The sequence below is a fragment of the Aliivibrio logei genome (assembly GCF_001691055.1).
Lineage (GTDB): Bacteria > Pseudomonadota > Gammaproteobacteria > Enterobacterales > Vibrionaceae > Aliivibrio > Aliivibrio salmonicida.
The window spans coordinates 284,234-308,911 of sequence record NZ_MAJU01000004.1; the positions used below are offsets into that span (position 1 = coordinate 284,234).

The window sequence follows — 24,678 nt, forward strand, 5'->3', positions numbered from 1 at the left end:
AAAAATCATACTTTAAAGGAATAACATCATGAAAAAATCACTTTTTGCTCTTAGTGCACTACTTCTTAGCACTGGCGCTTTTGCTCAAAGCCAATTAATTATCGAAAACCCATACGCACGAGCAACACCACCAAACGCAACAAACAGCGCCATTTTCATGACCATTAAAAATACAGGTGATGCGACGAGAACCTTAGTATCAGCAACCACCTCTGCAGCAAAGAAAGTAGAATTGCACACCGTGATTAAAACCGACGGCATGATGAAAATGCGAGAAGTAGATACGATTGAGATCCCTAAAGATCAAGAAGTCATGCTAAAACCAGGTGGCCTGCATATAATGCTATTTGATTTGGCTCAACCTCTAAAAGAAAGTGACTTTATTGATGTGACACTCAATTTTGCTGATGGCGATAAAGAAGTATTTAAAGCACCAGTAAAGAAAGTAATGGCAGGAATGAAGCACAAAATGTAATCGTGTCTTATTAGTAAATCAAGGTGTCCGATTAGAGATATATATAAACAATTCGACCTGTCACACTGCATCTCATTACCTCCTGATGAGATGCAGCTCACATGTATTACTTATTACCGCTACTTACCGTCATCATTTGGGGCGGAAATTCCATCATTAATAAAATGGCAGCATCAGCTATTGAGCCAAGTGCCATGAGTTTTTATCGTTGGGCTTTTGCAATGCTTCTGTTAACGCCATTTTGCTTGCCTTCGATTATTAAATCTCGCCATGTGATACGCCCTTACCTCTCTAAGCTGGCTTTTTTAGCTTTACTTGGCATGGTCATCAACCAATCATTAGGCTACTACGCAGGATTAACCACCACAGCATCGAATATGTCATTAATCATTTCTTTAGTGCCACTCATCAGTGTTTTTCTTAGTGTGCCGTTGCTGGGAAAACGCATATCCGCATTAAGTATTGTTGGTGCAGTAATTTCGTTAGCCGGCTTAACGTTTATGCTTGGTCATGGCGATGTGACTTTCTTTTTGCATCAACCGATCACTCAAGGCGATGGTTTAATGGTAATAGCAGCATTCACTTATGCAGCCTATTGCGTATTACTGAAACGTTGGAAAATGCCTATCACTAACTGGCAGATGATTTATATGCAAGGCATGTTTGCTGTCGCCATGCTAATGCCGTTATGGCTAACCAGTGACAATTTATTACCACCGAAAGAATCTATCCCACTGATTATGTACGCCTCTATTGCGGCTTCTATTGCTGCCCCTTGGATGTGGGTTAAAGCCATTGATGTCATTGGTGCCGAATCTAGCGCGATGTTCATGAATTTAATGCCAGTTGTAGCCGTTTCTCTTGCAGCTGTTTTATTAGGTGAGAAAATTGAAAGTTATCACTTAATGGGTGGATTAATGGTGATTTCTGGGGTTATTTTGGCTCAGATAAAAACTAAGAAAGCCAAAAAAGAAGCAGAAGTGCTCCTTAAAGTCTAGCAAGGTCACCGCAGTAAATTCGATAAAACAAGCCGACTATGATAAGTCGGCTTTTTTGTTAAATCCGTTATACTCTAAAATATATTTTTCGTCACCATAAAAATAAGGCTCTACTTGAAAAAGAGTATCCTTAGACGATTGTTCACAACGTCCTAAGACTAACCCTGATATTTCTTTTTCATTATGTATGCCTTTAAATAAACAGTAAATAAACATAATATTTTAATTATTTTTATACTTATCTTGCTTACCCGCATTTTATTTAACATATTTATAATTTACTTTATCATAGAAAAGTTTATTTTTTCTATAATTGTATTAGTTCGATACTTCATAGTTAGTTCTATATATGGTTTACAATTAATTATATTATAATCATTTCTAAGTTTTACTAAAACATTCCAACCAATAGTATATTCAGGGCAATTACCACTAGCATTAAATTCCTTATCATTTAGATCAACTATAATTATACTCATAGGTTCGTTTAAAAGAGCGTTTTTATATACAGGAACCTTTTTATAAATATCTATTCTTTTTATTTTACCAACGGCTAATTCTTCGTCAACCTCATAATTAACAAATAGCATAAATAATACTAAAATTAAAAATAGACAAAAATACATTGTTAATCGCATTGTTCTACCTATAATAAAATTTCAGCTGTAGCGTCTACAGCTGAAATTTCGTTTTACCTACTTCAACTAGGAAAATATAACAATCCATTACTATATAAATAGTATTTATACTTCGAATCAGGTTTATTACTAATGTAGTATATCTTCTTATTATATCTAAAGCATAATATGTCATTATCTTTTAAAAACATATAATATTTACAAAGAAACCATATACTAAATGATAGTTTACGTAAGAAAAATTATTTTAATGCTACATAAAGTTCAAAAAGTGCATCCGTAATGTTAGCTAAATTAATAATAATAACTAAAGACATTGCTAATTATGATATCATGGCTTCATTTTTAGTAATTATATTTCCATATTTCACCGCCAGTATCAAAAGTAAATAACATTAAGGAATAACCAGACCTTAGTATAAGACAAATATTATTCACAAATTAATACGTATCTATCACTACCATAAATATAAGCTTTTGTTTGAAAAAGTGTATTTTTAGATGATTGTTCATAACTCCCTATGACTAAACCTGATATCTCTTTTTCATTACGTATTCCCTTAAAAAAACATTCCCTCCATTAGCAGTACATATAGATACTCGGCATGTTATATCAATCAATTTGTATGAAAATATGACCATTTCTTAAAAAGAAAAAAATGAACACACCAAAAAATAATCCAAATTGAATTAGTAAAAAAAACACTTACTATTCCATATACAGCTTTACCAGAATCAACATATAAAATAAATGTATATATTAATGGCATCATTACTATCATGAACCCTCCCCATTTTTTCTTATTAAGAAGCCCAAGAAAAGCAAGTATACTAATAAACGATACATATATACTTGCCACATGACTCAAAATATAATTTCTATCAGAGAGGATAAATTCGAATCCATAAAGGAAATGAAATATTGAATTTATTATGCAATAGATCAATATTAATGCTATTGGTTGTGACATCTACACCTCAAAATAAAAAATCGAGTATAAAAAAGTTTATTATCGTTAGCATTAATAATATTAATATCAATTTTTTGATATAAAATCTAACTATCAATCCTTTTTTAGTCAAAAAATCCTTTTTACTGAATAACATTGACAGATCTTTTGGCCCATTGTTTTTCTCTTTCTTTCTGTATATCCCCAATATTAATGGTGATAACATAATCAAAACACCTAGAAGTACAATAACACTTGTTATATAAAATTTTAATAAAGCTAATAAATCCATATTTCAGTCCTTAATACACTTTACCAATAAATATACCACTACTTCCTGATATATCAAAACCATTATTAACACTATTAACATCAGTCATTAAATCTATATCAAACAAATTATTTTCATAATTAGGATTAACATATAAACCATCTGATTCAGTCTTCCCTCCAATACCAATGCCATTAACCATGGCAGACCATTGAGCTCTAGCTCCAAAATAATATCCACATTTATCAGGTCCATTATCATTAGGATTGAAAGCCCCTCCTAACCCATAACCAAACCCTGTATTAAATTCAGCCCAATTATTACCTGTATTTTCATTATAGCCTACTGTTATTCCAAACCCCCATCCACGATAAAAGTTAACACTAATAGACCACCTCCCATCTGGATCAACATATCCTAGAGGGTCACCATTTACATATGCGTATAAATTAATACCACCTTCTTCTTGAAGAGGATCTCGATTTAACCAGCGACCTAAATGCGGAGCATAAAACCGATAACCAAAATAAACTAACCCACTTTCAAAATCACTTCGTTTGGTCGAATAACCGAATGGTTGTAATGTAAAAGCATCTCCCGATACCTGTCCATATGGTGTGTATTGATAGTTAGCAACAATATTACCGCTACCATCAATCACTTTTTGTACGTTACCAGTATAGCTATAAATGTATTGATAAAACTTATCCGCAGTTTTTGTTATTAATAAATTACCAATACCGCCTTTGGCATATAAATTCCATGCATATTCTTGTTCGACTTTTCCTTTTGCATCTTGTTCTTGTAACTCAACTAATCCAAGGCGAACATAACGTTTTGTTTTAGCTAAAACTGCATTTTGATAAAGCTTATACTCTGAAAGCATATTGTTGTATGCGTAACCAAATGTTTCTTTATACTTAATACCTTGACGTATAAAACTCAGCTCAACTAACCTATTCTCTGCATCATATATCGCGGTAAAGGAAGTTCCATCACCTAAAATACCCTTTGTCGGGTTACCATCTTTATCATAGTCGAAAATATTCTTGTCCCCATTCCATTCTATAATTTGATTTAAATCATTATAGCGGGCAGTAAATTTAGGAACATCCATTCTCCATGCGCTTGTACCAATTTGCTCGGAAAGCTGTCCCGATTCATCAAATTTATAGTTATACTCGGCAATAGAAGTATCTTGTTTTGTATACCTTAATTGAGCTAAATCAGACTGTTTATCCCATTGCCAACTTTGTTGAACCCCACTCGGATAATCAAGCATTATTAACGGAGATAAAGAAGTATTGCTATAGCTGTAATTAAAATCTTTTGAAAAAGCGTTAATCGTTAACAATCTTCCTAAATCATCGTATTCATAACTAGAGTTTATCGTATTGTTGACAGCTACAGATGATATTTTCTTTACTTTATTATAAGTAATAGATATTAAGTCATTATCTAGAGGCCCATCTTTAGTCTTCAATTGTCCATTAGGATAATATTCGAATTTTGTATTACCAAATTGATCAGTAATTAAGGTTACTCGTCCTTGTTCATCATATTGATAGTTAACACTTGGGGTATCATCACTGTAATCAACTCTTGTGATTTGTTGTTTATCATTATAAATGAATTCTTTTATTATCTCTCTTGAATTAACTTTTTTAGTCAGCAAACCATCTTTATCATATTCAATATTTACGTTTGTTCCATCTGAATAAGTTTTTTTATTTAATTTACCTATCGAGGTATAATCGAATTTAGTTCGATTACTATTCTCGTCTAAAATAGAGGTTATTAAACCCGATGATGAACGAGTAAGTTCAACCCTGCCTAATATTGGATTTATTATTTTTGTTAATTGTTTAGAATCATTATACCTGTATTCATACACTCTATCTTTTTGGCGTATTTTCTTTGTCAACATACGAGGACAAGTACCATAGACTTTTTTAATGACTCTTCCTGATGGATAAGTCACTTTTAGTAAAGTATCAATATTATTATATTCATAAAGATATGTATAATTATTTATATCTTTATATTTTTCAATCCGCCCCATAGAGTCATAAGTATATTTTTTAATCGTCTTTCCAGAACGAACAATTTCTTTAATAAAATCTAATTCATTTCTAATAAAGTTAGTCACAATGCCTTCTTCATTGATTTTTCTTATTTCATTACCATTCTCATTATAAATAATTTTTGATATATCTCCATTATAATCAGAAATACTAACTACTTTATGATAATCATCATATTCTATTTTTATGACACCATTAACTGTTGATATAGAAATCAAATCGATATTATTATCAGCATAATCATAGATTATGGTATTACCTAACTTATCAATTCTTTCTATTAATAATCCATTCTCATTCCATTTAAATTCTTGATTTTTACCAAATTGGTCTTTAATTGATTTTATCTTATTATTCTTATAATACTCAATTTTATTGCTGCTCCCATCAGGGTGTTTAACCTCAGAGATCTTACCTATGCGTCCATTTGGTACGACAAATTTATAGACTGTTTTTTTAATTTTAGAGCTATAATTATTGTTCTCAGAGTAAAAATCACGATAATTATCAGCATTTACATACCAAGACGATTTATTAAATCCGTTAAAATAATATTCTTCTTTCTTTTTATTGGGTAATGTTACTGTTATACGATAATTTTCCCACATATCAGAGCCTGGAGAATTATATGCAACGGCACCATTTCGAATACCGTCAGCAGGCTCTATATAAAACTTTGTTGTCCCCTTCGCATCACCTAACGAAGTTACAAAACGATTATCATCATATGTCAATGATGCAGTATACCCCTCCATATCAACTAATGATATTAAGTTCCGATTCTCATCATATAAAAAAGTTGCTTTTCGTCCGAATGGGTCATCTACAGATGAAATTAAGCCTACTGCATCATAATTAAGGTGTGTCATTCTATTATGTGAATCTTCAATAGATACCATTTTTGCTTCATTGTTATAATGGAAAATCAATTTATTCCCATAAGCATCCATTTTTTCTAATAAAAAATATTGAAGAGCTTTTGTATTCTTTGGTACCCCATATATCTTCTTAGAACCGTCTGCATATATTAGGCTATATGTATCCTGATTTTCTTGAACCAACTTTGTTCTATAATAACTATCTGATTGGTATTTTCCTTGAGCATCTTTTATAAATACATCTTCACGCCCATCAGAACCAAATATAGTCACCGCCTCTCCAGGATCAACAACAAGATAAGTACCATAGTTGAACATCCATTTATTACCAAATGGTTCATTTTGAGCCAAAACACTCAGTGAGTTATAACTTAATTTAATTTCCACATTTGGACCGATTTCATTGTTATACCAGAGTGGGATATCTGTCATAAATAGGTTCATATTAACCATATTTACCGTCCAAATAGGCGCACCTTTTGAACAATCACTTTCTGGACTATCATCCGAATTATCAGGGATACTTTCCGGCAAACCTGTATCACCTTGAGGCCTTTGAATACCACAGCACCCTCCATAAGTTGATGTCATTTCCTCTTCAGACATTAATTCGCCAATAGCATTACTTCCTGTTTTAGAGAGTAATATTACATTTCCTCCCCACTCTTTTTTTATCTGTTCAGCATTGAATTGAAACCGCCTGTTCATTTGAGGATCAAAAATATTAAATTGTCCATTTTCTATATTTTCTAATACCCAATAATGTCCTTTTCCTCCCGTTGAACTTCTGCTTATTTGCAAAATAGCAGGTTCTTGTAACGTCATTAATTCATTAACTGTAGCTTTTATGGCATGAGCTTTATATTTGTATTCATTTGCTAATAGAATCAATTCAGAAATACTAAAACCATTTTCGTTATCTGGTATATATCCCAAAACACTCTCTGCATCTTCATAAAATCCATCTTTTTCTAGTAAATATGATAGGGCTCTAGTTCCACAATCAAGTAAGCTTCCTGCACTATCTTTACGAACAGATAGTTTCCTTAACCAATTTGATGCATATACTTTTAACCTCCAATCAGGCGAGTCTGAATATACTTGGCTAAAAAGATTCTTAGCTTGTTCTGAATTATTTTCCATTAACCTCAATACTGCTAGTCGACTTTTTGCTTTAGCAGTCATTAAACGGGCCCCGATATAATCAGAGTCTTTATTTTGTTCAATAATTTCATTAAAAAGTATGTTTGCTGTTGTATATTGCCCAGTAAACCTAGCGTTACATGCCATATGCAATGTCGCTTCAGAGGTCCAAGCACTATGTGGAAATTTTTGTCTAAAATTATCAAATTTATTTACAGCATCAGAGTAAGAGTGTTTATTCCAGTTTTGTATTGCTTGTCCAAATAGTTTTCGTTCCTTTTCATCATCAGAGAAATGACTAAATACATCAAATGAACTTGGTCTAACTTTATCCATAACTGGTTTTGTGGGTACAAGAACACCACCTAGTTGACCTGCGGCACTCAATTGTTCATGAGTTGGTGTTTCATTTAAATCCATTTCAATAAGCGTTGGACTAACCTGTTTTATATTTAATAATTTCTTTTCAGAACGACAGCCAGTTAGAAGTACTGCAACTATAACTAACCAAAAAACAATTCCATACTTTCTCATTTAAAACTCTCTTATTATAATAATTTCACCGCTTAGGTTATTTTCTTATTTCTCAATTACTTTATCTTTTCTTCAAATAGGCACCATTCACTAATTTCAAATCATATTGGCCTGATACTTTGTTGTATACCCAATCACCACGCCAGCGATTAAAGTCATACGCGGCTTGCAAATCAAGTTCAGTTCCATTTGGCATTTCTGCCATGTATTGACGAACTTCTTTTTGAGTTAACCCTCTATTCCACACTTGCACATCGGTTATTTGCCCTGAGAATAAATCGGTTGCTAGGTATTGTTTATTCAGCGCCCCTATCCATAATGCCAATCCTGAGCGTTTATACTTATTGTCATAATTTCGAGAAAACATCAATTCTCCATTAATATAAACTTGGGAGCCCTCGGTATTATGCGTCATCCCAAGATGACTCCATTCCCCTACTTTTATTGGCTTAGGCTCTGAGCTGCTTTTGGAATAGCCTCCTCCGTAATGCATATATTCTCGGCCATACCTGCTAACGCCTAAATAACTGCGCCCATAAGTTGAACTATCACTGCTGCCTGATAATTGAAGGGTAATCGCATCAGTTTTAACCCAGTACATCATGCTGAACTCTGAGCCTTCAGGGGCGATGCCACTGATGGCATAGCCATCATTATCACTAACATCCAATAGCCCCGAGCCTGACTCTTCCTTGATACCTTCAAGGTCTGCTTGAACTGCAGCATAATTCACATAACTTGACCAATAATTTTCATCTAAATTAATATTTATCTCATTGGGATCGGGGACTAGAGGATCGCTACCAATTTGATATTCAGCGTCATCTTCAATGCCATCGTTATCTGTATCTGAATGACATGGATCTGTACCAGATTGATACTCTTCACCATCAAATAAACCGTCGCTGTCGCTGTCCGAGTTATTCGGATCAGTACATAAAGCTTGTTCAACTTCGTCGAATAAACCATCACCATCACTATCTAAGCTTCCAACCTTCTCAGTTAGATGAGCGCCATGAACTAGCTTAAGATCATATCGACCTGATACGTTGTTATATACCCAATCACCGCGCCAACGATTGAAATCATAGGCTGCTTGCAAATTGAGTTCAGTTCCATTTGGCATTTCAACCATATATTGACGGATTTCTTTTTGGTTTAATCCTCGATCCCAAATCTGAACATCCGTTAACTGGCCACGTAATAAACTTTCTACAACCCCTTTTGAATTTAAAGCCCCAAACCACAATGCAAATTTTGAAGGTACATAACCACTATCGCCGCTGTACAAATACATCAACTCTGCATTGATATACACACGAATACCTTTATCATCCACACTTAACGCTAAATGCACCCATTGATTCTCTTTAATTGGGGATGGTTTGCTGCCTGTATTAGAACCCCGTTTACCAAAACGTACATATTCTCTCCCCCTGCTATTTATTCCTAAATAACTTTGTTGAGATGATGTAACCCCACGGCTACCTGATATCTGAGTCTTAATCTCTGTCGCTTTAACCCAATACATCATAGTAAAATCATGGCTTTTTGGCACAATTCCACTAATGGCATACCCTGTATTATCAGTTACGTCCAACAACGCTGAACCCACTTCCTCTGGGGTTCCTTGCTCTATTGCTTGCTCTGTTTCATGATGCACATAGGTTTCCCAATAACTTTCATCCAATACCTCATTAGTATCACCAGAATCTTGATTAAGCGGGTCACTGCCTATCTGCTGCTCAAAACCATCCTCAATCCCATCACCATCAGTATCTGACAAGCAAGGATCTGTACCTAAATTAAGCTCATCACCATCAGATAAACCATCCTTATCAGTGTCGGGATCATTTACGTTTGTACATAAACCAGATTCAATATCATCAGAAATCCCATCGCCATCACTGTCCACTTTTTTAATTTGCTCTGTAAGGTGAGCACCATTCACTAATTTTAAATCGTATTTCCCTGATGCTTTGTTGTATACCCAATCACCACGCCTGCGATTAAAGTCGTACGCAGCTTGTAAGTTTTCTTCAGTACCTTTGGGCATTTCTGCCATATACTGACGAACTTCTTTTTGAGTTAACCCTCTATTCCACACTTGCACATCAGTTATTTGCCCTGAGAATAAATCGGTTGCTAGGTATTGTTTATTCAGCGCCCCTATCCATAATGCCAATCCTGAGCGTTTATACTTATTGTCATAATTTCGAGAAAACATCAATTCTCCATTAATATAAACTTGGGAGCCCTCGGCATTATGCGTCATCCCAAGATGACTCCATTCGCCTACTTTTATTGGCTTAGGCTCTGAGCTGCTTTTGGAATAGCCTCCTCCGTAATGCATATATTCTCGGCCATACCTACTAACGCCTAAATAACTGCGCCCATAAGTTGAACTATCACTGCTGCCTGATAATTGAAGGGTAATCGCATCAGTTTTAACCCAGTACATCATGCTGAACTCTGAGCCTTCAGGGGCGATGCCACTGATGGCATAGCCATCATTATCACTAACATCTAATAATGCCGAGCCTGACTCCTCCTTAATATCTTCAAGGTTCGCTTGAACTGCTACATAATCCACATAGCTTGACCAATAACTTTCATCTAAATTAATATTTATCTCATTAGGATCGGGGACAAGAGGATCGCTACCAATTTGATATTCAGCGCCATCCTCAATACCATCGTTATCAGTATCTGGACGACATGGATTTGTACCAGATTGATACTCTTCACCATCAAATAAGCCGTCGCTGTCGCTGTCCGAGTTATTCGGATCAGTACATAAAGCTTGTTCAACTTCGTCGAATAAACCATCACTATCACTATCTAAGCTTCCAACCTTCTCAGTTAGATGAGCCCCGTGAACTAGCTTAAGATCATATCGACCCGATACGTTGTTATATACCCAATCACCACGCCAGCGATTGAAATCATAGGCTGCTTGCAAATCGAGTTCAGTTCCATTTGGCATTTCAATCATATATTTACGCACTTCTTTCTGACTCAAACCCCGACGCCAGATCTGAATATCAGTCAACTGTCCAGATAATTGATGCAAAGCAAAACCTTCTGAATTTAAAGCTCCAAACCACAATGCAAACTCTGATTGTTTATAGCTATTTTTACCGCTATACGAATACACCAATTCACTATTTATATATACCCGAACACCTTTGTTATCACTACTCAAAGCTAAATGAGACCATTCATCTATATTTATTAAATTAGGCTTAGTTGCTGAACTCGAACTATGACTTCCATAACGAGCATATTCTCTACCATATTTATTGATACCTAAATAGCTACGTCTATATAATGAACTGTCACTACTTCCTGAAAGCTGACTTTTAAGCAAATCGCTCTTAACCCAGTACATCATAGTAAAATCATCACTTTCAGGCACAATACCGCTAATAGCATATCCATCATTATCACTAACATCTAATAATGCAGAACCTGATTCTTCTTTTATTCCTTGAAGATTAGCCTGCTTTTCTACATCAATAACGTAGCTTTCCCAGTAACTTTCATTAAAATTATCTACTATTGTTCCAGAATCTTGATGAAGCGGATCACTCCCTATTTGATATTCGATACCATCAGGAATGCCATCACTATCTGTATCACTATTACAAGGATTAGTACCTAGTTGTATTTCATTATTATCTGATAGGTTATCTCCGTCTGTATCCGACTTATTTGAACTTGTACACATCGAAGCTTCAATATGGTCAGGAATTTCATCCATATCTTCATCCAAAGGAAATATTTTGAATATTTGACTCGATTTACTACTTCCTTGTATATTTCTAGCAACAACACGCCAATAAAGAGGCTTTACTTCATCCTCAAATGAAGCCGTTAAATAAGATAATTCATTATTTGATTTATACAGAGTTGGATTTTCATCCTCACTTATATAAAGGTCATAAATAAAACTATTATTTAATTCTTCATTTTCCCACTTAAATGTAATACTTAAATAATTTTTATAAGAACCATTAATTGGATACAATTCTACAAAAGATATATCATCAACATTTCCTGATATATCTTTTCCTATTGTTAATAAATTATTATTTGCATCATATACATAATAGTCATCTTTAGAGTATGAAAGTCTTCCAAGATCATCATAATCAAAGCTTATTGAAAAGACCCTAAAAGAAATAAAGACAAAAAAAACAACCAATATACGATACATTAAAAACCTTTAAAAATAAGAATACTTTTAGTATTTTACCAAAAGAATAATATTCAAAACGGTCATCGTAGCGAAGAAATTAAAGCTAATATTAATGAGTTCATTTCAACTGCAGTAAATGACTATTTATAATCTTAATTTTTAATTAATAACAAAGTGAGGTGACCTTGAGGATTGGCTTTTCTTCAGGAGTTAAGTAAGAACTATGGGGGTGTATTATTGACCTATAACTTAGTGAGTATAGAAATGGTACATATCACAAAGGATGCTAAAGTCAGTCCAACTCGAGTTAGTTTCATTGCTGCGATTAACTTATTTGATACCTAATTACGTTGGTTTGCTCTTAGTCAAGATGAAGCTTTACCGACGAAGCTCAAGCAAATGCGTGAGAGTATTAGCCATTTTATTTTGCCAGATAAAAGAAAGGACCGAACGCTTCCACGCTCAGTTCTCTATGTACCAACCAAATACCCACTCAGGTAATAAGTGTTAATGCTTATCCGAACGGTATTAGACTATGATAAGTCGGCTTTTTTTGTAATGATTTAATCGATGGTTTTGTCATTGCTTAATATAAATGACTGAGTAACTTAATGACTCGCTTCTTCATGATGCTTAGTTAGTTGTTGGTACAACACATCTTTTAGCTCCATACGTTGAAGCTTTAGTGCATGCATATTGTCATCATCAATCGGACTACCCGATATTTCCAACTGACGGATTTTATAATCCAACTCATGATACTGCTGAAGATCCGCTTTGAATGTCGCATCGGCATGGTTGAGCTGAACAATGTCTAATTTAAGCTCTGGAAAATCTAAAATAAAAGCATGGTTTTCATTTAGCATCGGCATTCCCTTTTCAAACAGATAAGTCATCAGTATAAAGAAATTCACTAAAAGAAATGTGGCATAAAGCGCAAAGTGGCGAAGAGAATTGATAAAGTCGGTAATTCGAATTCATGGAATTATTAATCATATCAAAGTCTGTAGTTTAACGATCGTTTAAACATCATCATGAATAACATGTCGAATAACGTTGCTTAACCGGAGTCAATCCATCCCTTTATTAACAGTTTAATCTTACTAATAGCAACTTGAAATTGAATAACCTGCCTTACTACTATATAGTTTTTTAACTTTTTTTGGTGCGAGCAACAATGTTGAATCAAAGAGTAAAATAGAGTTACTTACTTGGTATGATAGTACTTACTTCTCGCTACGCCCACGGGATATAAACGTGTTTAAATTCCTTAAAGCATGACTGTGTTTCATTATATTTATTGGAGTTTAAAAAATGGCGGTTGATACTTTGATGACCTTCGCTGGCATCGTTTTTTTATTGGCTATTATTCCGGGTCCTAATGCCCTTCTCATTCTCTATACTTCACTAGCCCAAGGAAAGAAACTCGCTTTCGTCAATATACTAGGTGTCGGTTTTGGCTTTCTTATTCATGCTTTTGTCTCAGCTCAGGGATTAAGTCTTTTACTCTCGCAATCAGCCATGGCTTTTAATCTCTTAAAATGGCTAGGGGTTGGGTACTTACTTTGGTTAGGAATAAGTAACATAAAAAAAGGATTAACACTGTCTCAACTTACATTAGATCTTAATCAAGCAACGGGCATCCCGTCTTTAAAAAGTAGCTTTATTAAAGGACTACTAACCAATTTACTCAACCCAAAGATTGTGTTGTTTTATTTGTCTATTTTCCCTCAATTTGTGTCACCACAGCATATTTTAGAACAAAGCATGATATTAGGTTTAACTCAGGCGTTGGTTGTTGCTAGCTGGTTTCTTGTCGTTATCTTATTCGCCACAAAACTTAAGGTATTACTGACTGCACCTAAAACTGCCAAATGGTTAAACTATATTAGCGGTGGGCTTTTTATGAGTTTCAGTGCGACGCTAGCCAGTACTCGATTATAATACCGATAAAAAAGCAGCCCACTCATCAATACTTTCTATAATCGGTATTGAGAAACGAAGCTGCTTAATCAATTTCAATATGTAGGAATAACGGATTAATTACCCGCTAATTGGTCTTCATGTTTTGCCACTTTATGACCATCTTCGGTACAGCCTTCTTTCCAATAACTACTAATGTAAATATCGTCTTTATCTACTTCTTTTTCATTACGGAAATACGCACGAAGTTGTCTCATACTGTTGAATTCACATGCACTCCATACAGCCACTCGACCTTGTTTCCAATCTTGAGCACGAACCGCTTCAATCAATCCGCCGTTCTCTGAATTCACTTCTGATTGAATAATCCAAACAATATTCATTCCTTCCGGTTTAGCTAAGGCTTGCTTGTCGGATTCATGGTTAATTTCAATCACTGCGTATCCCACCGCACTTGATGGCAGGGTTTCTAATTTTGCAGACAACGCAGGTAATGCCGTCATGTCAGCCACTAAGAAAAACCAATCGGCCTCTTTCGATAAACCTTTGATAGAACCCGGACCAACAATGGATATTTGACTACCCGCTTTAGCTTGTTGCGACCAATTCGATGCAAAACCGCCACTATCAGTACTCACACAATCAACTGAATGATGATGACGTACAAAGTCAACATCCAATTCATTCTGCTCTTGGCGCAAATGACGAATGGTATAGGTACGCATTTTTGGACGAGTGCCTTCTTCAATACCAGAAAGATCCGTTCCACCATTCTCATTAAACAACAGCTTAATGTAACCGCCTTCACTCTCGGTTTCAAAATCAGATAAATCATCGGCTTTAAACGTAATACGCTGCATATTTGATGTCAGCAGTACGCGACTAATAACCGTTAATAGTCGTGGTGATGGCTTACTCATAAACGCGTTCCTTATCTTATTTTGTACATCGTCTATTACTGACCATAGTACATACAAATACGTTGTCCATTAACTTCATGGATATCAAATTCAGTTTCATAAATCTCTGAAAGAACTTCTTTTCTGATCACTTCAGCTACCGTACCATTAGCAACCACTTTGCCTTTTTTAAGCGCGACAATATTATCTGAATAGCATGAGGCAAAGTTGATGTCATGAATCACAATCACGACGGCTTTTCCTAACTCATGCGCTAAGGTTTTGATATTTTTCATGATCTGCAACGAGTGTTTAATATCAAGATTATTCAATGGCTCATCTAAGAACACGTAATCCGTATCTTGAGCAACAACCATTGCAATAAAGGCTAATTGACGTTGGCCCCCACTCAATTCATCTAAATATTTATCTTGGATGTCCGTTAAATCAAGGTAATTAATCGCGTTATCAATCACCTCATTATCATGCTTCGTTAGCTTGCCTTGGCTGTAAGGAAACCGTCCAAATGCCACCAATTCACGTACAGTAAAGCGCATATTTAGATTATTTGATTGACGAAGTACCGACAGTTTTTTTGCTAGCGCTTTTGTGTCCCAATCGACCACTTCTTTGTTTTCAATTAATACGCTACCACTGTCTTTCGCTAACAAACGGCTCGCCATTGATAACACGGTACTTTTACCTGCGCCGTTAGGTCCAATGATTGACGTCACTTCACCTTTAATGAACGAGGCAGAGGCTTGATCAACCACTTTTTGCTGACCAAATGATTTAGATAGTTGAGATAATGAAATCATACGTTTCTCTATTGAATTTTTTGCCTAACAAGCAGTGATAAGAAATACAAACCACCGATAAAATTGATCACTACGCTTAAGGTCGTTTCAAACTTAAAGACATTCTCAATTACCCATTGGCCCGATAACAACATCGACATCGCCATTAAACTGCTGCCCAATAACAAAGTTCGGTGGCGGTAGGTATGAAAGAATTCTTTAGCTAAGTTTGCCACTAATAAACCAAAGAACATCACAGGGCCAACTAACGCAGTAGATACCGAAATTAAAATCGCCACTAAAATCAGCACCTGTTTAGTTACCTTACCAACATCAACCCCTAGACTCGTAGCGTTGTCATTATCCAACCAAAAGATATCTAACACGTTAGACATTCTAAAAAGCAATGCACTGATAAGTAGTAGAGGAATAACACAAAAATAAACGAGATCTTTATTGATGTTATTAAAACTCGCAAACATGCTGCCTTGAATGGTAGAGAACTCATTTGGATCAACTAACATCATAAAAAAGGAAGAAATGTTTGAGAACAACTGACCAAAAATAACGCCTAATAACAACAAGGTAATGACGTTGCTGTTGTTCTTTTTAAAATAAAAACCAAACAGCAATAACGAGAACCCGATCATAATAAAAACAGATAAGGCGAAGTTCAAAAATGGATTCAATAAGAACACACTAAATGAACCAAAAATCACAACAACCAAGACCTGTGTTAACAGATACAAGGCATCAAACCCCATGATACTTGGCGTTAAAATACGGTTATGAGTAATGGTTTGAAACACCAATGACGATTGAGCTATCGCAATACTCGCCAATACCATCGCCAATACTTTAGGCACTCGACGAGATAAGAAGTACTCGTAATTTGATGCATCTAACCCAATACCAATAAATAAAAATGCAAACAGAACCGTAATGAATGCTAACCCTGTTAATTTAATTGAATCAGACATTTTGTTTTCCTTTAACGATGAAAGCAATAAACACGACACCGCCAAGAATGCTAATGATCATAGAGATAGGAATCTCATAAGGGAAGATAACGATGCGCCCAACCACATCACACACAAGAATAAGAATTGCCCCTACAATCGCCGTTAATGGAATATTTTTACGTAAGTTATCACCATAAAATTGAGTGACTAAATTCGGCACAATCAGGCCAAGAAACGGCAATTGACCCACAATCATGACGACCGTTGCTGACATCACCGATACCAACATAATACCGATAAACAAAATTTGTTTGTAATTCAGGCCAATATTAGTCGCAAAGTCTTTGCCCATGCCCACAGCAGACAAACGCGTGGCATACCAGTAGCTGATAATTGAAATAGGAACGGCGATATAAAGCAGCTCATAATTGCCTTGAAGAATGTTCGCGAAATTAGCCACTGACCATGCTGACAGGTTTTGAACTGCATCGTATTTGTAAGCGACGAACGTCGCGACTGACGACACGACATTACCAAAAATGATGCCGACTAATGGTACAAAGATGGCATTTTTAAATTGAACACGATGGATAAATTGGATGAAGATTAACGTTCCGATAATAGACATACCAAAGATCAGCAATAAATTATCGCCATGACCAAAAATCACTAAACTGAGTACGTAACCCAGCATCGCACATTCGATCGTACCAGATGTCGATGGTGCAGCGAATCGGTTTTGGCTGATCTGTTGCATGATTAAGCCCGCAATAGATAATCCAGCACCAGATAATAAAATTGCGAATAATCGAGGTAATCGACTGATCAGTAACAATTCTAAGGCGTCAGTATCACCACTAAAAATAGCCGACAGTGATAAGTCAGCCACACCAATGAATACAGACGCAATACTCAGTAAAACAAGAACAAGCAATAACTTTTTCAAAGCTAACCTCAGCCTGCACAAAGCGTGCTATCTCAGAGAAATAACACGCTTTAAGGAAAATTAAGTGTAAGAATATTAGGAATTATTATCCTAAAAGTGAATAGATTGCTTTACGTCTTCAATCATCTGATCTGTTGCTGTAACCCCTGCAATCGCGATATACCATGCATTGATATCTAAGTAAGTTAAGCTATCGTTTCTATATGCATCTGTCGCTTTTACTAGTGGGTTAGCAAATTCTTCACGTGTGCGGCTTTTTTCTTTATTGATTAGCTTGTCTTTATCAACAATCAGTAAATTTGTTGGATTCACATCACGAATGAATTCATAAGACACTAAGTCACCATGGTTAGATTCTTTAATGCCTTTCGCCGCTTCTTTAAAACCAAAATCTTTATAAATAGCAGAGAAACGCGATTGAGCACCAAAAGTGGTGATGTTGCCACCTGCGCTCATTACCGTGAGTGCCGCCACATGATTACTTTGGTTATGTGTCTTTATCTTCGTGATTTCAGAATCGACACTGGCAATTTTCGCTTCAACTGTCGGTTGTATTTCAAATACATCCCCTAGCATGCGCCATTGTTGTTGTGTGCTTTCCCAATACCCTTTTGAATCGGCAGCAAATACAATGGTTGGGGCGATTTCAGACAATTCTTTGTACGCTTTAATGGCACGAGAGCCCATGATAATCACATCAGGTTTTTGCATGTAAATTGTTTCAAAATCAGGCTCACTAAGGCTGCCCGATGAAGCAAATTCGTTGGTTGTGTATTTAAGAAGATAAGACGGCATGGTTGTCGCTTGAGTTACCGCTACCGGTTTAATGCCAAAATAATCAAGTGCATCAAGAGTGCCTGTTCCAATAACAACAACACGTTGAGGTTTCGTCTCAAGCGTAGTTTTACCTAATTGATGAGAAACTGTAATCATTTCTGCATAAGAAGACGCAGAAACCAGTAAACCCAATAACATTGTAGCGATACTTCTTTTCATATTATTTACACTCAAGTGATAACCATTCGTATTCCTATTGACTATAATGAAAATAACTCTCATTCGCTACAAGAAAAAAGTAAAGATTGTAAAGGCGCACAATAAGTAAGGTTTATAAATATTCAGTCCAGTGAAATAAGTAAACCTAACAGTACCGCGACAACTCCCGCCCCTCTAATGGGATACCACTTCTCATGCAAAAAAATAATCCCCATCACTAAACCAAAAACAATACTCACTTGCCTTAATGCCACCACATAACTTACGTTATCGACCATCGTCATCGCAAACAAAACCAGACCATAGGTACTTGCCATCATCACACCCGCGATGGTTCCCTTCTTTTTAAATCTCCATGCATGCGAAAACTCATGCCGTCGACCAGAGACAAAAAACCATACTGACAACCACAAAACAATCGCCCAAAACTGAATTCCCAGATAAAAAATAGCGATGTATACCGCAGAGTGAATTTCCCCGACATTATCATTCAACTCATGTAATGCGGTTTTATCAATAATGGAATACCCCGTTGTGCCAATAGCCGCAACAAATGCCCACAGCAAACTGCGCTTAAAATATGCCTTCATCCTGAGTTGTGTTAAATGCGTAATAGGTGTTAATAAGCACCCCACCGTAATAAGCCCGAATCCCATCCATTGTTCAAATGACACGCTTTGCCCTAGTACCGCCGTTCCAACACCAACCATCAGAACGGGTAACGCTCTCGCCATCGGATACACCACCCCAATATCAGATGTTTGGTAAGCGAGGCTTAGTCCATACAAATAAATGACTTGAAAAAAGCCACTCACACTTAGCAACAACCAAAAATAAGAACTCAATGACACAAACTCAATCTGACTAAAAAACCAATAAAGATAAGGTGTTAGTAAAATGGCAGGGGCAACGGAACAGGTAAAGAAAAAAGCAAAACCGGATCCTTGATTGGATTTTCCTATCAAGTTCCAACCAGCGTGTAAGAACGCCGAAAAAATAACAAGAATGCTAGCAATAACCGTCATAATTCACTCTAACTGATATAAAAAAGGCCTCCTCGATAGGAAGCCTTATCTAAAATAAATAAAATTAAGTCATTAACTCTGCCGTTGACTCAATACGTAATGCGTCGTGTCGCCAGTACTCAATATCACAATCAATCAACTCATAATATTGATTATAATTAACGCGTTCAATCGCCATCGCTGGCGATCCAGAGGTCGCCCTTAATGGCTGAACTGATTGCCCCAACAAAGAAGAGGTACTGACTCGATATCTGGTTTTTTGATAAGTCATCCCATAATGTTCTCTATAGATGTCCGTCAATGATTGAGACAAATCAAAGCTCAACAAATTAGGGAAAAACTCCGGTCGAATATAGTGCGTCACATACACCACAGGGCGATCTTCTAAATAACGCACACGGTTCACTTGATACACTTCAGAAAACGGCGCTAACTTGAGTAAATCAACCGCTTTCTTTGGTGCTAACATCCGCTTCACTGACAGAATTTCAGTTTTTGGTATCCTTCCTTGAGACAGCGCCATATTGGTAAAATTTACTGTTTTCGTCGGGTCATAACACAACGGTTCTGGTGAAATGAACCAACCTCGTCGATCTTCCCTAAACACTTTACCTTCCGCTTCAAGTAACGACAGAGCTTCTCGTAATGTCACTCTAGTGGTATTGAATGTTTCCGCTAACTTGCGCTCTGATGGCAATTTTTGACGAGCAGAAAACAGTCCAGAATCAATTTGACTCACGATCGCGTCTTTAATTTTCACGTATTGCATTATCATTCCTTGATCTTAACGTTTACGCCACGCTTGGGTTTTCGACTCAATAAACCAACCCATAATTAAGTGAACCACTTTCGCTGTTGCTGCGGCTAGCATAATCATGACTGACATCGCTGCCGCTGATCCTGTTTGGCCAGCATCGTCCATATTTAATACCGACACAGACGCAGGAATAGTATCGGTCGAGTAAATAAAAACCACTGCCGATGTCGTCGTTAACGCATTAATAAACAAGTATGTAGCAATATCTAATATCGCAGGAGAACATACGGGCAATGTCACTTTATAAAAGAGTTTATATTGCGGTAATTTGATAGAAGCCGCGGTTGCCTCAACTTCACTCGGCAATTGTTTTAATGCCGTTAATGCAGTCATGTGCCCTACCGTGTAGTAGTGAACAATTGTATTGATAACCATAAATGCCATCGTACCGTAGAGGAAATTAAGGGGGTTATTTACATCATTAAAATAAAATATATAACCCAAGCCTAACACCATACCAGGCACCGCCATAGGAACTACACTCACCATTTGCATGCACTGTCTTAATGGAGAAAAGGCGCGGCCCTTTTCAATGCTGTACGCACCAATAAAGATAAACAAGGTACCAATCAAGGCTGTCCAAGCCCCTAACGTTAACGAATTCCAATAAGGCGTCCAACCATAGGCGCTCATTTCAGCGAAATTATAATTACTTAATGTCAGTGCTTTATTCCACGGCCAAAATGTCACTAATGACCCATAAACCGCCATCCCTAATACCGCTAAAACTGCCAACGAAATAAGTAAGCAATACACAAAGCACACGTTATCACGCAGGGCTTTCGGCTCTGGCTTGTAAGGAACAGAACGTGTATCAAACAAACTTTTCTGTTTCTTTTGAACCCAACGGTCAACACTAAAAGCAAACAACGCTGGCAAAAGAAGCAACATACTGGTGACCGCTCCCATCGCAAAATTCTGTTGACCAACAACCTGTTTAAAAATATCCGTCGCCAATACATTGTAGCTACCGCCAATGACTTTAGGGACCCCAAAATCACATAACACTAAAGTAAAGACGACAATTAATGTACTAATCAATCCGTATTTTGCCGCCGGTAACGTAACCACAAAGAAAGTTTTAATTGAGGATGTCTTTAATGCTTTTGCCGCCTCGTATAAACGGGCATCAGAGGTTCGTAATGACGTAGTTAATATCATAAGTGCATGAGGGAAAGTCCAAAAGACTAGCCCCATAGAGATGCCTATTAATCCATAAATTGAGTTACCACCTAGGAGTTCTTTTGCGATTCCTTGATTACCAAACAAAAAGATCAGGCTAATAGCCGGTAATAATGAAGGCGCTAAAATCGGAGCACTGCCAATAACTTGGAACACACTTTTAAATGGCATGCATGATCGCGTTAAAGCAAATGCATACCCAAACGCCAAGAACCCAACAATAACCGTCACAATGAGACCTAAAGTAAAGGTATTCCCCACAGAATGCCACATACTCGCTGATGAAAAATACGTGGCGAAATTATCAAACCCAACGAATTCTCCGTTATTATTCAACACACTTTTCTTAAGCATTGCCCATAATGGCAGTAGAATAAATAGGCTCATCACAATAAAGAACACACTAAGTACAGCAAATAAAATCACGCTGTCTTTACTCATTCGTTGTAAGTAATGTGAATACGTAAACAGTGAGGGTTTGTTTGCTTTAGGTTGCACAATCATAGTCATAATAAATCTTTATGCTGCTTTTGATGAAATGGCTAACTCAGCAGGAATCGCATAAGCTTGGAGGCTATCTTCAGAGAACGACACATATCTGATTTCCCCTAGTTCAAAGTTACTGTCATAAGCGTCTTTTGCTGCAACATCAATGTAAATAGATTCACAGTCCACATGACGATGTAATTGACATTCAACTCGAACATACGAACCTTGAAATTCTAAGCTTTCAATTCTCACAGGAATGGTATTCATACTTTCAGAAAAGAACGTTAAATTCTCTGGTCTCACCGCTAATTCAAATCGTTCACCGTTTCTAGGTTTTAAATTTGAAAGTGATGGCAAAGGCAATACCGTATCTCCAATTCGCATCATCGATTCATTCAATACCATCGCCGGAATAAAGTTAGTGCACCCTACAAAATCAGCCACAAAGCGTGTCGCTGGTTGCTGATAAATTTCTTCTGGCGTACCGACTTGTTCTATCACCCCATGATTCATAACAACAATACGATCAGCCATTGAAAGCGCTTCTTCTTGATCGTGCGTTACCATCACCGTCGTAATACCTAACTTCTTCTGTAGCTGACAAATTTCATCACGTAAGTGAGTCCTTACTTTTGCATCGAGAGCTGAGAGTGGTTCATCAAGCAGCAATAATCCGGGTGACAACGCTAACGCTCTAGCAAGAGCTACACGCTGCTGCTGTCCACCCGATAATTGATTAGGAAATTTCGAACCCGACGTTGGAAGGCCAATCATATCAAGCCAATATTGCACTTTCTCGGCACTGTCCGATTTTGAATAGCCTTGATTTTTTAGGCCTATGGCTATGTTTTCTTCAATCGTTAGGTTAGGAAATAAAGCGTAAGATTGAAATACAATTCCAAAATCTCGCTTTTCTGGTGGTAGAAAGGTGGTTTCTTTTCCGTGTTGAAAAATAGAGCCCGACGTTGGTAAGTCCAACCCAGCAATGGATCGCAACAAGGTGGTTTTACCGCAGCCTGAAGGACCTAAGAAACAAACAAACTCTCCTTTTTCAATAGATAAAGAAATCTGTTCTAGGGCCGTAAATTGGCCGAATTTTTTCATTACGTTATTGATTGTTAAGTACGCTTTATTTTCCATCATTTCAAACTCTCCATTTGGTATACTCCAAATGATAGAATTTGATTATTTCAATACAATGACAATTTTATATAAGAAAGATTGCAGTTTTGTGTCCTTCAGAAGACAGCCCATTAAAAACACAAAAAGGAAGGCCGAAGCCTCCCTTTTCTATCATGAATTGCCGTCGTATTATTTTGATTCAGACTTTGAGTCAAATTTATCAGACCATGTTTTTAAGACGCTTTGTCTTTCGTCTCCCATGCGAGAGAAATCCATTTTGGCCATTGATTCCTGAACGTTAGGGTAATTCTTCACGTCACTTGTCACGTCTTTATGAGCCACCACAGGATAAGATTGAATATACAATTCATTTGCTGTTTTTGAAATTGACCAATCGACGACACGTTTCGCCGCCTCTGACGGTTTGACTAAACCAACCGCATCCGCTTCCCACCCAATACCTTCAGGTATGATCACATCTAATGGCGCACCCTGTGTTTTTAATTTCGCGCCTCTTGTTGCCATAGAAATACCAATGGCCACTTCTCCCATTCCCGCCTGAACACAAGGCTTAGACCCTGAGTGCGTATAATGAGCAATGTTATTATCCAATCTTTTCATGTAGTTCCATGCTTTATCATTCCCCATATTTTGGAGCCAAGCAGAAACTTGCATGTAACCCGTACCCGATGATGCAGGGTTAGGCATCGCGATATGCCCCTTATAAATAGGCTTTGTTAACTCTTCCCATGATGTCGGTTTCGGTAAGTTATATTGTTTTGCTACGATTTCATTAAAACAAATGGCATTGAAAAAAGCGTAATTTCCATACCACGCTTTATTGGCTTGAGGATCAACTAATGCGTCCTTTAATTCATCTTCATTTGCTGGCATGTAAGGCTTTACTACACCTTCATTTTTTAATAATGCCAATGATGACCCAGCCAACCCCCAAACCACTTCGGCTTGTGGGTTATTTTTTTCTGCCAATAATTTCGCCGTCATTATCCCCGTTGAATCACGAACCCATTTAATTTCAATGTCTGGATTATCGGTCTCAAATGCCGATTTATATTTGGCAAGTAAATCTGTTTCAAAAGCGGTATAAACCGTAACTTCTTGTGCTGCAAATGCATTAGTTGCAAGTAATGATATAAGTGCAGTCAGTGATCCTTTCATAAAACGGTTTTTCATTATCGTCTCCATCCTTAAATTGGTATGTACCACTAAATTACCTACCACCATAAAAACGAATTATGACGAAAATATGAACGAACGATGGCAATTTAATGATAAATACCGGAATAAAGCCGATAAAACGCCGAGATATGAACCTTTTGTGAATCTT

17 protein-coding genes and 1 pseudogene are annotated in these 24,678 nt (G+C 36.6%); 4 read left to right on the top strand and 14 right to left on the bottom strand.

From position 1 onward, the window contains the following. Positions 1-28 precede the first annotated feature (28 nt). A complete protein-coding gene (locus A6E04_RS01590) occupies positions 29-475 on the top strand; it encodes a copper chaperone PCu(A)C (RefSeq protein WP_017021883.1) in 447 nt (148 codons plus the stop codon). A gap of 101 nt (positions 476-576) precedes the next feature. After that, positions 577-1,473 carry a DMT family transporter gene (locus A6E04_RS01595; protein ID WP_065609561.1) on the top strand — a complete coding sequence of 299 codons (897 nt, stop codon included), beginning with the start codon at positions 577-579 and terminating at the stop codon, positions 1,471-1,473. Positions 1,474-1,751: 278 nt separating this feature from the next. On the opposite strand, the gene A6E04_RS01600 is transcribed toward A6E04_RS01595, so the two are convergent. From A6E04_RS01600 to A6E04_RS01620, 3 genes are all read right to left on the bottom strand, one after another. Then, positions 1,752-2,111: a hypothetical protein gene (locus tag A6E04_RS01600; protein ID WP_244886235.1), complete on the bottom strand. Its 360-nt coding sequence runs from the start codon at positions 2,109-2,111 to the stop codon at positions 1,752-1,754. 1,252 nt (positions 2,112-3,363) lie between these two features. Beyond that, positions 3,364-7,971 carry an RHS repeat-associated core domain-containing protein gene (locus A6E04_RS01615; protein ID WP_065609567.1) on the bottom strand — a complete coding sequence of 1,536 codons (4,608 nt, stop codon included), beginning with the start codon at positions 7,969-7,971 and terminating at the stop codon, positions 3,364-3,366. Between the two features lie 61 nt (positions 7,972-8,032). Next, on the bottom strand, positions 8,033-12,190 hold the full coding sequence (locus A6E04_RS01620; protein WP_065609569.1) for a LamG-like jellyroll fold domain-containing protein: 4,158 nt from the start codon (positions 12,188-12,190) through the stop codon (positions 8,033-8,035). A 152-nt stretch (positions 12,191-12,342) separates the two neighbouring features. Between A6E04_RS01620 and A6E04_RS20885 the strand changes: the two are divergent. Further along, positions 12,343-12,673: pseudogene (locus A6E04_RS20885) on the top strand (IS4 family transposase); the annotation flags it as partial. A gap of 107 nt (positions 12,674-12,780) precedes the next feature. Here A6E04_RS20885 and A6E04_RS01625 read toward each other — a convergent pair. Further along, a complete protein-coding gene (locus A6E04_RS01625; RefSeq protein ID WP_017021888.1) occupies positions 12,781-13,038 on the bottom strand; it encodes an HP1242/YdcH family protein in 258 nt (85 codons plus the stop codon). A 448-nt stretch (positions 13,039-13,486) separates the two neighbouring features. Here A6E04_RS01625 and A6E04_RS01630 point away from each other — a divergent pair, with 448 nt between their 5' ends. Beyond that, on the top strand, positions 13,487-14,116 hold the full coding sequence (locus A6E04_RS01630; protein ID WP_017021889.1) for a LysE family translocator: 630 nt from the start codon (positions 13,487-13,489) through the stop codon (positions 14,114-14,116). Between the two features lie 95 nt (positions 14,117-14,211). Here the strand turns inward: A6E04_RS01630 and A6E04_RS01635 are convergent, their stop codons facing one another. From A6E04_RS01635 to A6E04_RS01680, 10 genes are all read right to left on the bottom strand, one after another. Further along, positions 14,212-15,015 (bottom strand): siderophore-interacting protein, encoded by an 804-nt coding sequence (locus A6E04_RS01635; RefSeq protein WP_017021890.1) that lies wholly within the window; start codon positions 15,013-15,015, stop codon positions 14,212-14,214. Between the two features lie 35 nt (positions 15,016-15,050). Then, positions 15,051-15,812 carry an iron chelate ABC transporter ATP-binding protein VctC gene (vctC, locus tag A6E04_RS01640; RefSeq protein ID WP_017021891.1) on the bottom strand — a complete coding sequence of 254 codons (762 nt, stop codon included), beginning with the start codon at positions 15,810-15,812 and terminating at the stop codon, positions 15,051-15,053. Positions 15,813-15,820: 8 nt separating this feature from the next. Beyond that, positions 15,821-16,771 carry an iron chelate uptake ABC transporter family permease subunit gene (locus A6E04_RS01645; RefSeq protein ID WP_017021892.1) on the bottom strand — a complete coding sequence of 317 codons (951 nt, stop codon included), beginning with the start codon at positions 16,769-16,771 and terminating at the stop codon, positions 15,821-15,823. Then, complete coding sequence (vctD, locus tag A6E04_RS01650) at positions 16,764-17,699, bottom strand: iron chelate uptake ABC transporter permease subunit VctD (protein ID WP_017021893.1); 936 nt, start codon at positions 17,697-17,699, stop codon at positions 16,764-16,766. Before vctD ends, A6E04_RS01645 begins: the two co-directional genes overlap by 8 nt. Before the next feature lie 90 nt (positions 17,700-17,789). After that, positions 17,790-18,695, bottom strand: a complete 906-nt coding sequence (locus A6E04_RS01655) for a siderophore ABC transporter substrate-binding protein (RefSeq protein ID WP_017021894.1) — start codon at positions 18,693-18,695, stop codon at positions 17,790-17,792. 122 nt (positions 18,696-18,817) lie between these two features. Next, the gene (locus A6E04_RS01660) at positions 18,818-19,720 is read right to left on the bottom strand and encodes an EamA family transporter (protein WP_065609571.1); all 903 of its coding nucleotides are present in this window, start codon (positions 19,718-19,720) and stop codon (positions 18,818-18,820) included. Positions 19,721-19,784: 64 nt separating this feature from the next. Continuing rightward, positions 19,785-20,489, bottom strand: a complete 705-nt coding sequence (phnR, locus tag A6E04_RS01665; protein WP_017021896.1) for a phosphonate utilization transcriptional regulator PhnR — start codon at positions 20,487-20,489, stop codon at positions 19,785-19,787. A 15-nt stretch (positions 20,490-20,504) separates the two neighbouring features. Continuing rightward, positions 20,505-22,160, bottom strand: coding sequence for a putative 2-aminoethylphosphonate ABC transporter permease subunit (locus A6E04_RS01670; RefSeq protein WP_422106317.1), 1,656 nt, complete (start codon positions 22,158-22,160; stop codon positions 20,505-20,507). A 78-nt stretch (positions 22,161-22,238) separates the two neighbouring features. Beyond that, on the bottom strand, positions 22,239-23,351 hold the full coding sequence (locus A6E04_RS01675) for a putative 2-aminoethylphosphonate ABC transporter ATP-binding protein (protein WP_017021898.1): 1,113 nt from the start codon (positions 23,349-23,351) through the stop codon (positions 22,239-22,241). 168 nt (positions 23,352-23,519) lie between these two features. Next, a complete protein-coding gene (locus A6E04_RS01680) occupies positions 23,520-24,524 on the bottom strand; it encodes a putative 2-aminoethylphosphonate ABC transporter substrate-binding protein (protein WP_026025451.1) in 1,005 nt (334 codons plus the stop codon). Positions 24,525-24,678 lie beyond the last annotated feature (154 nt).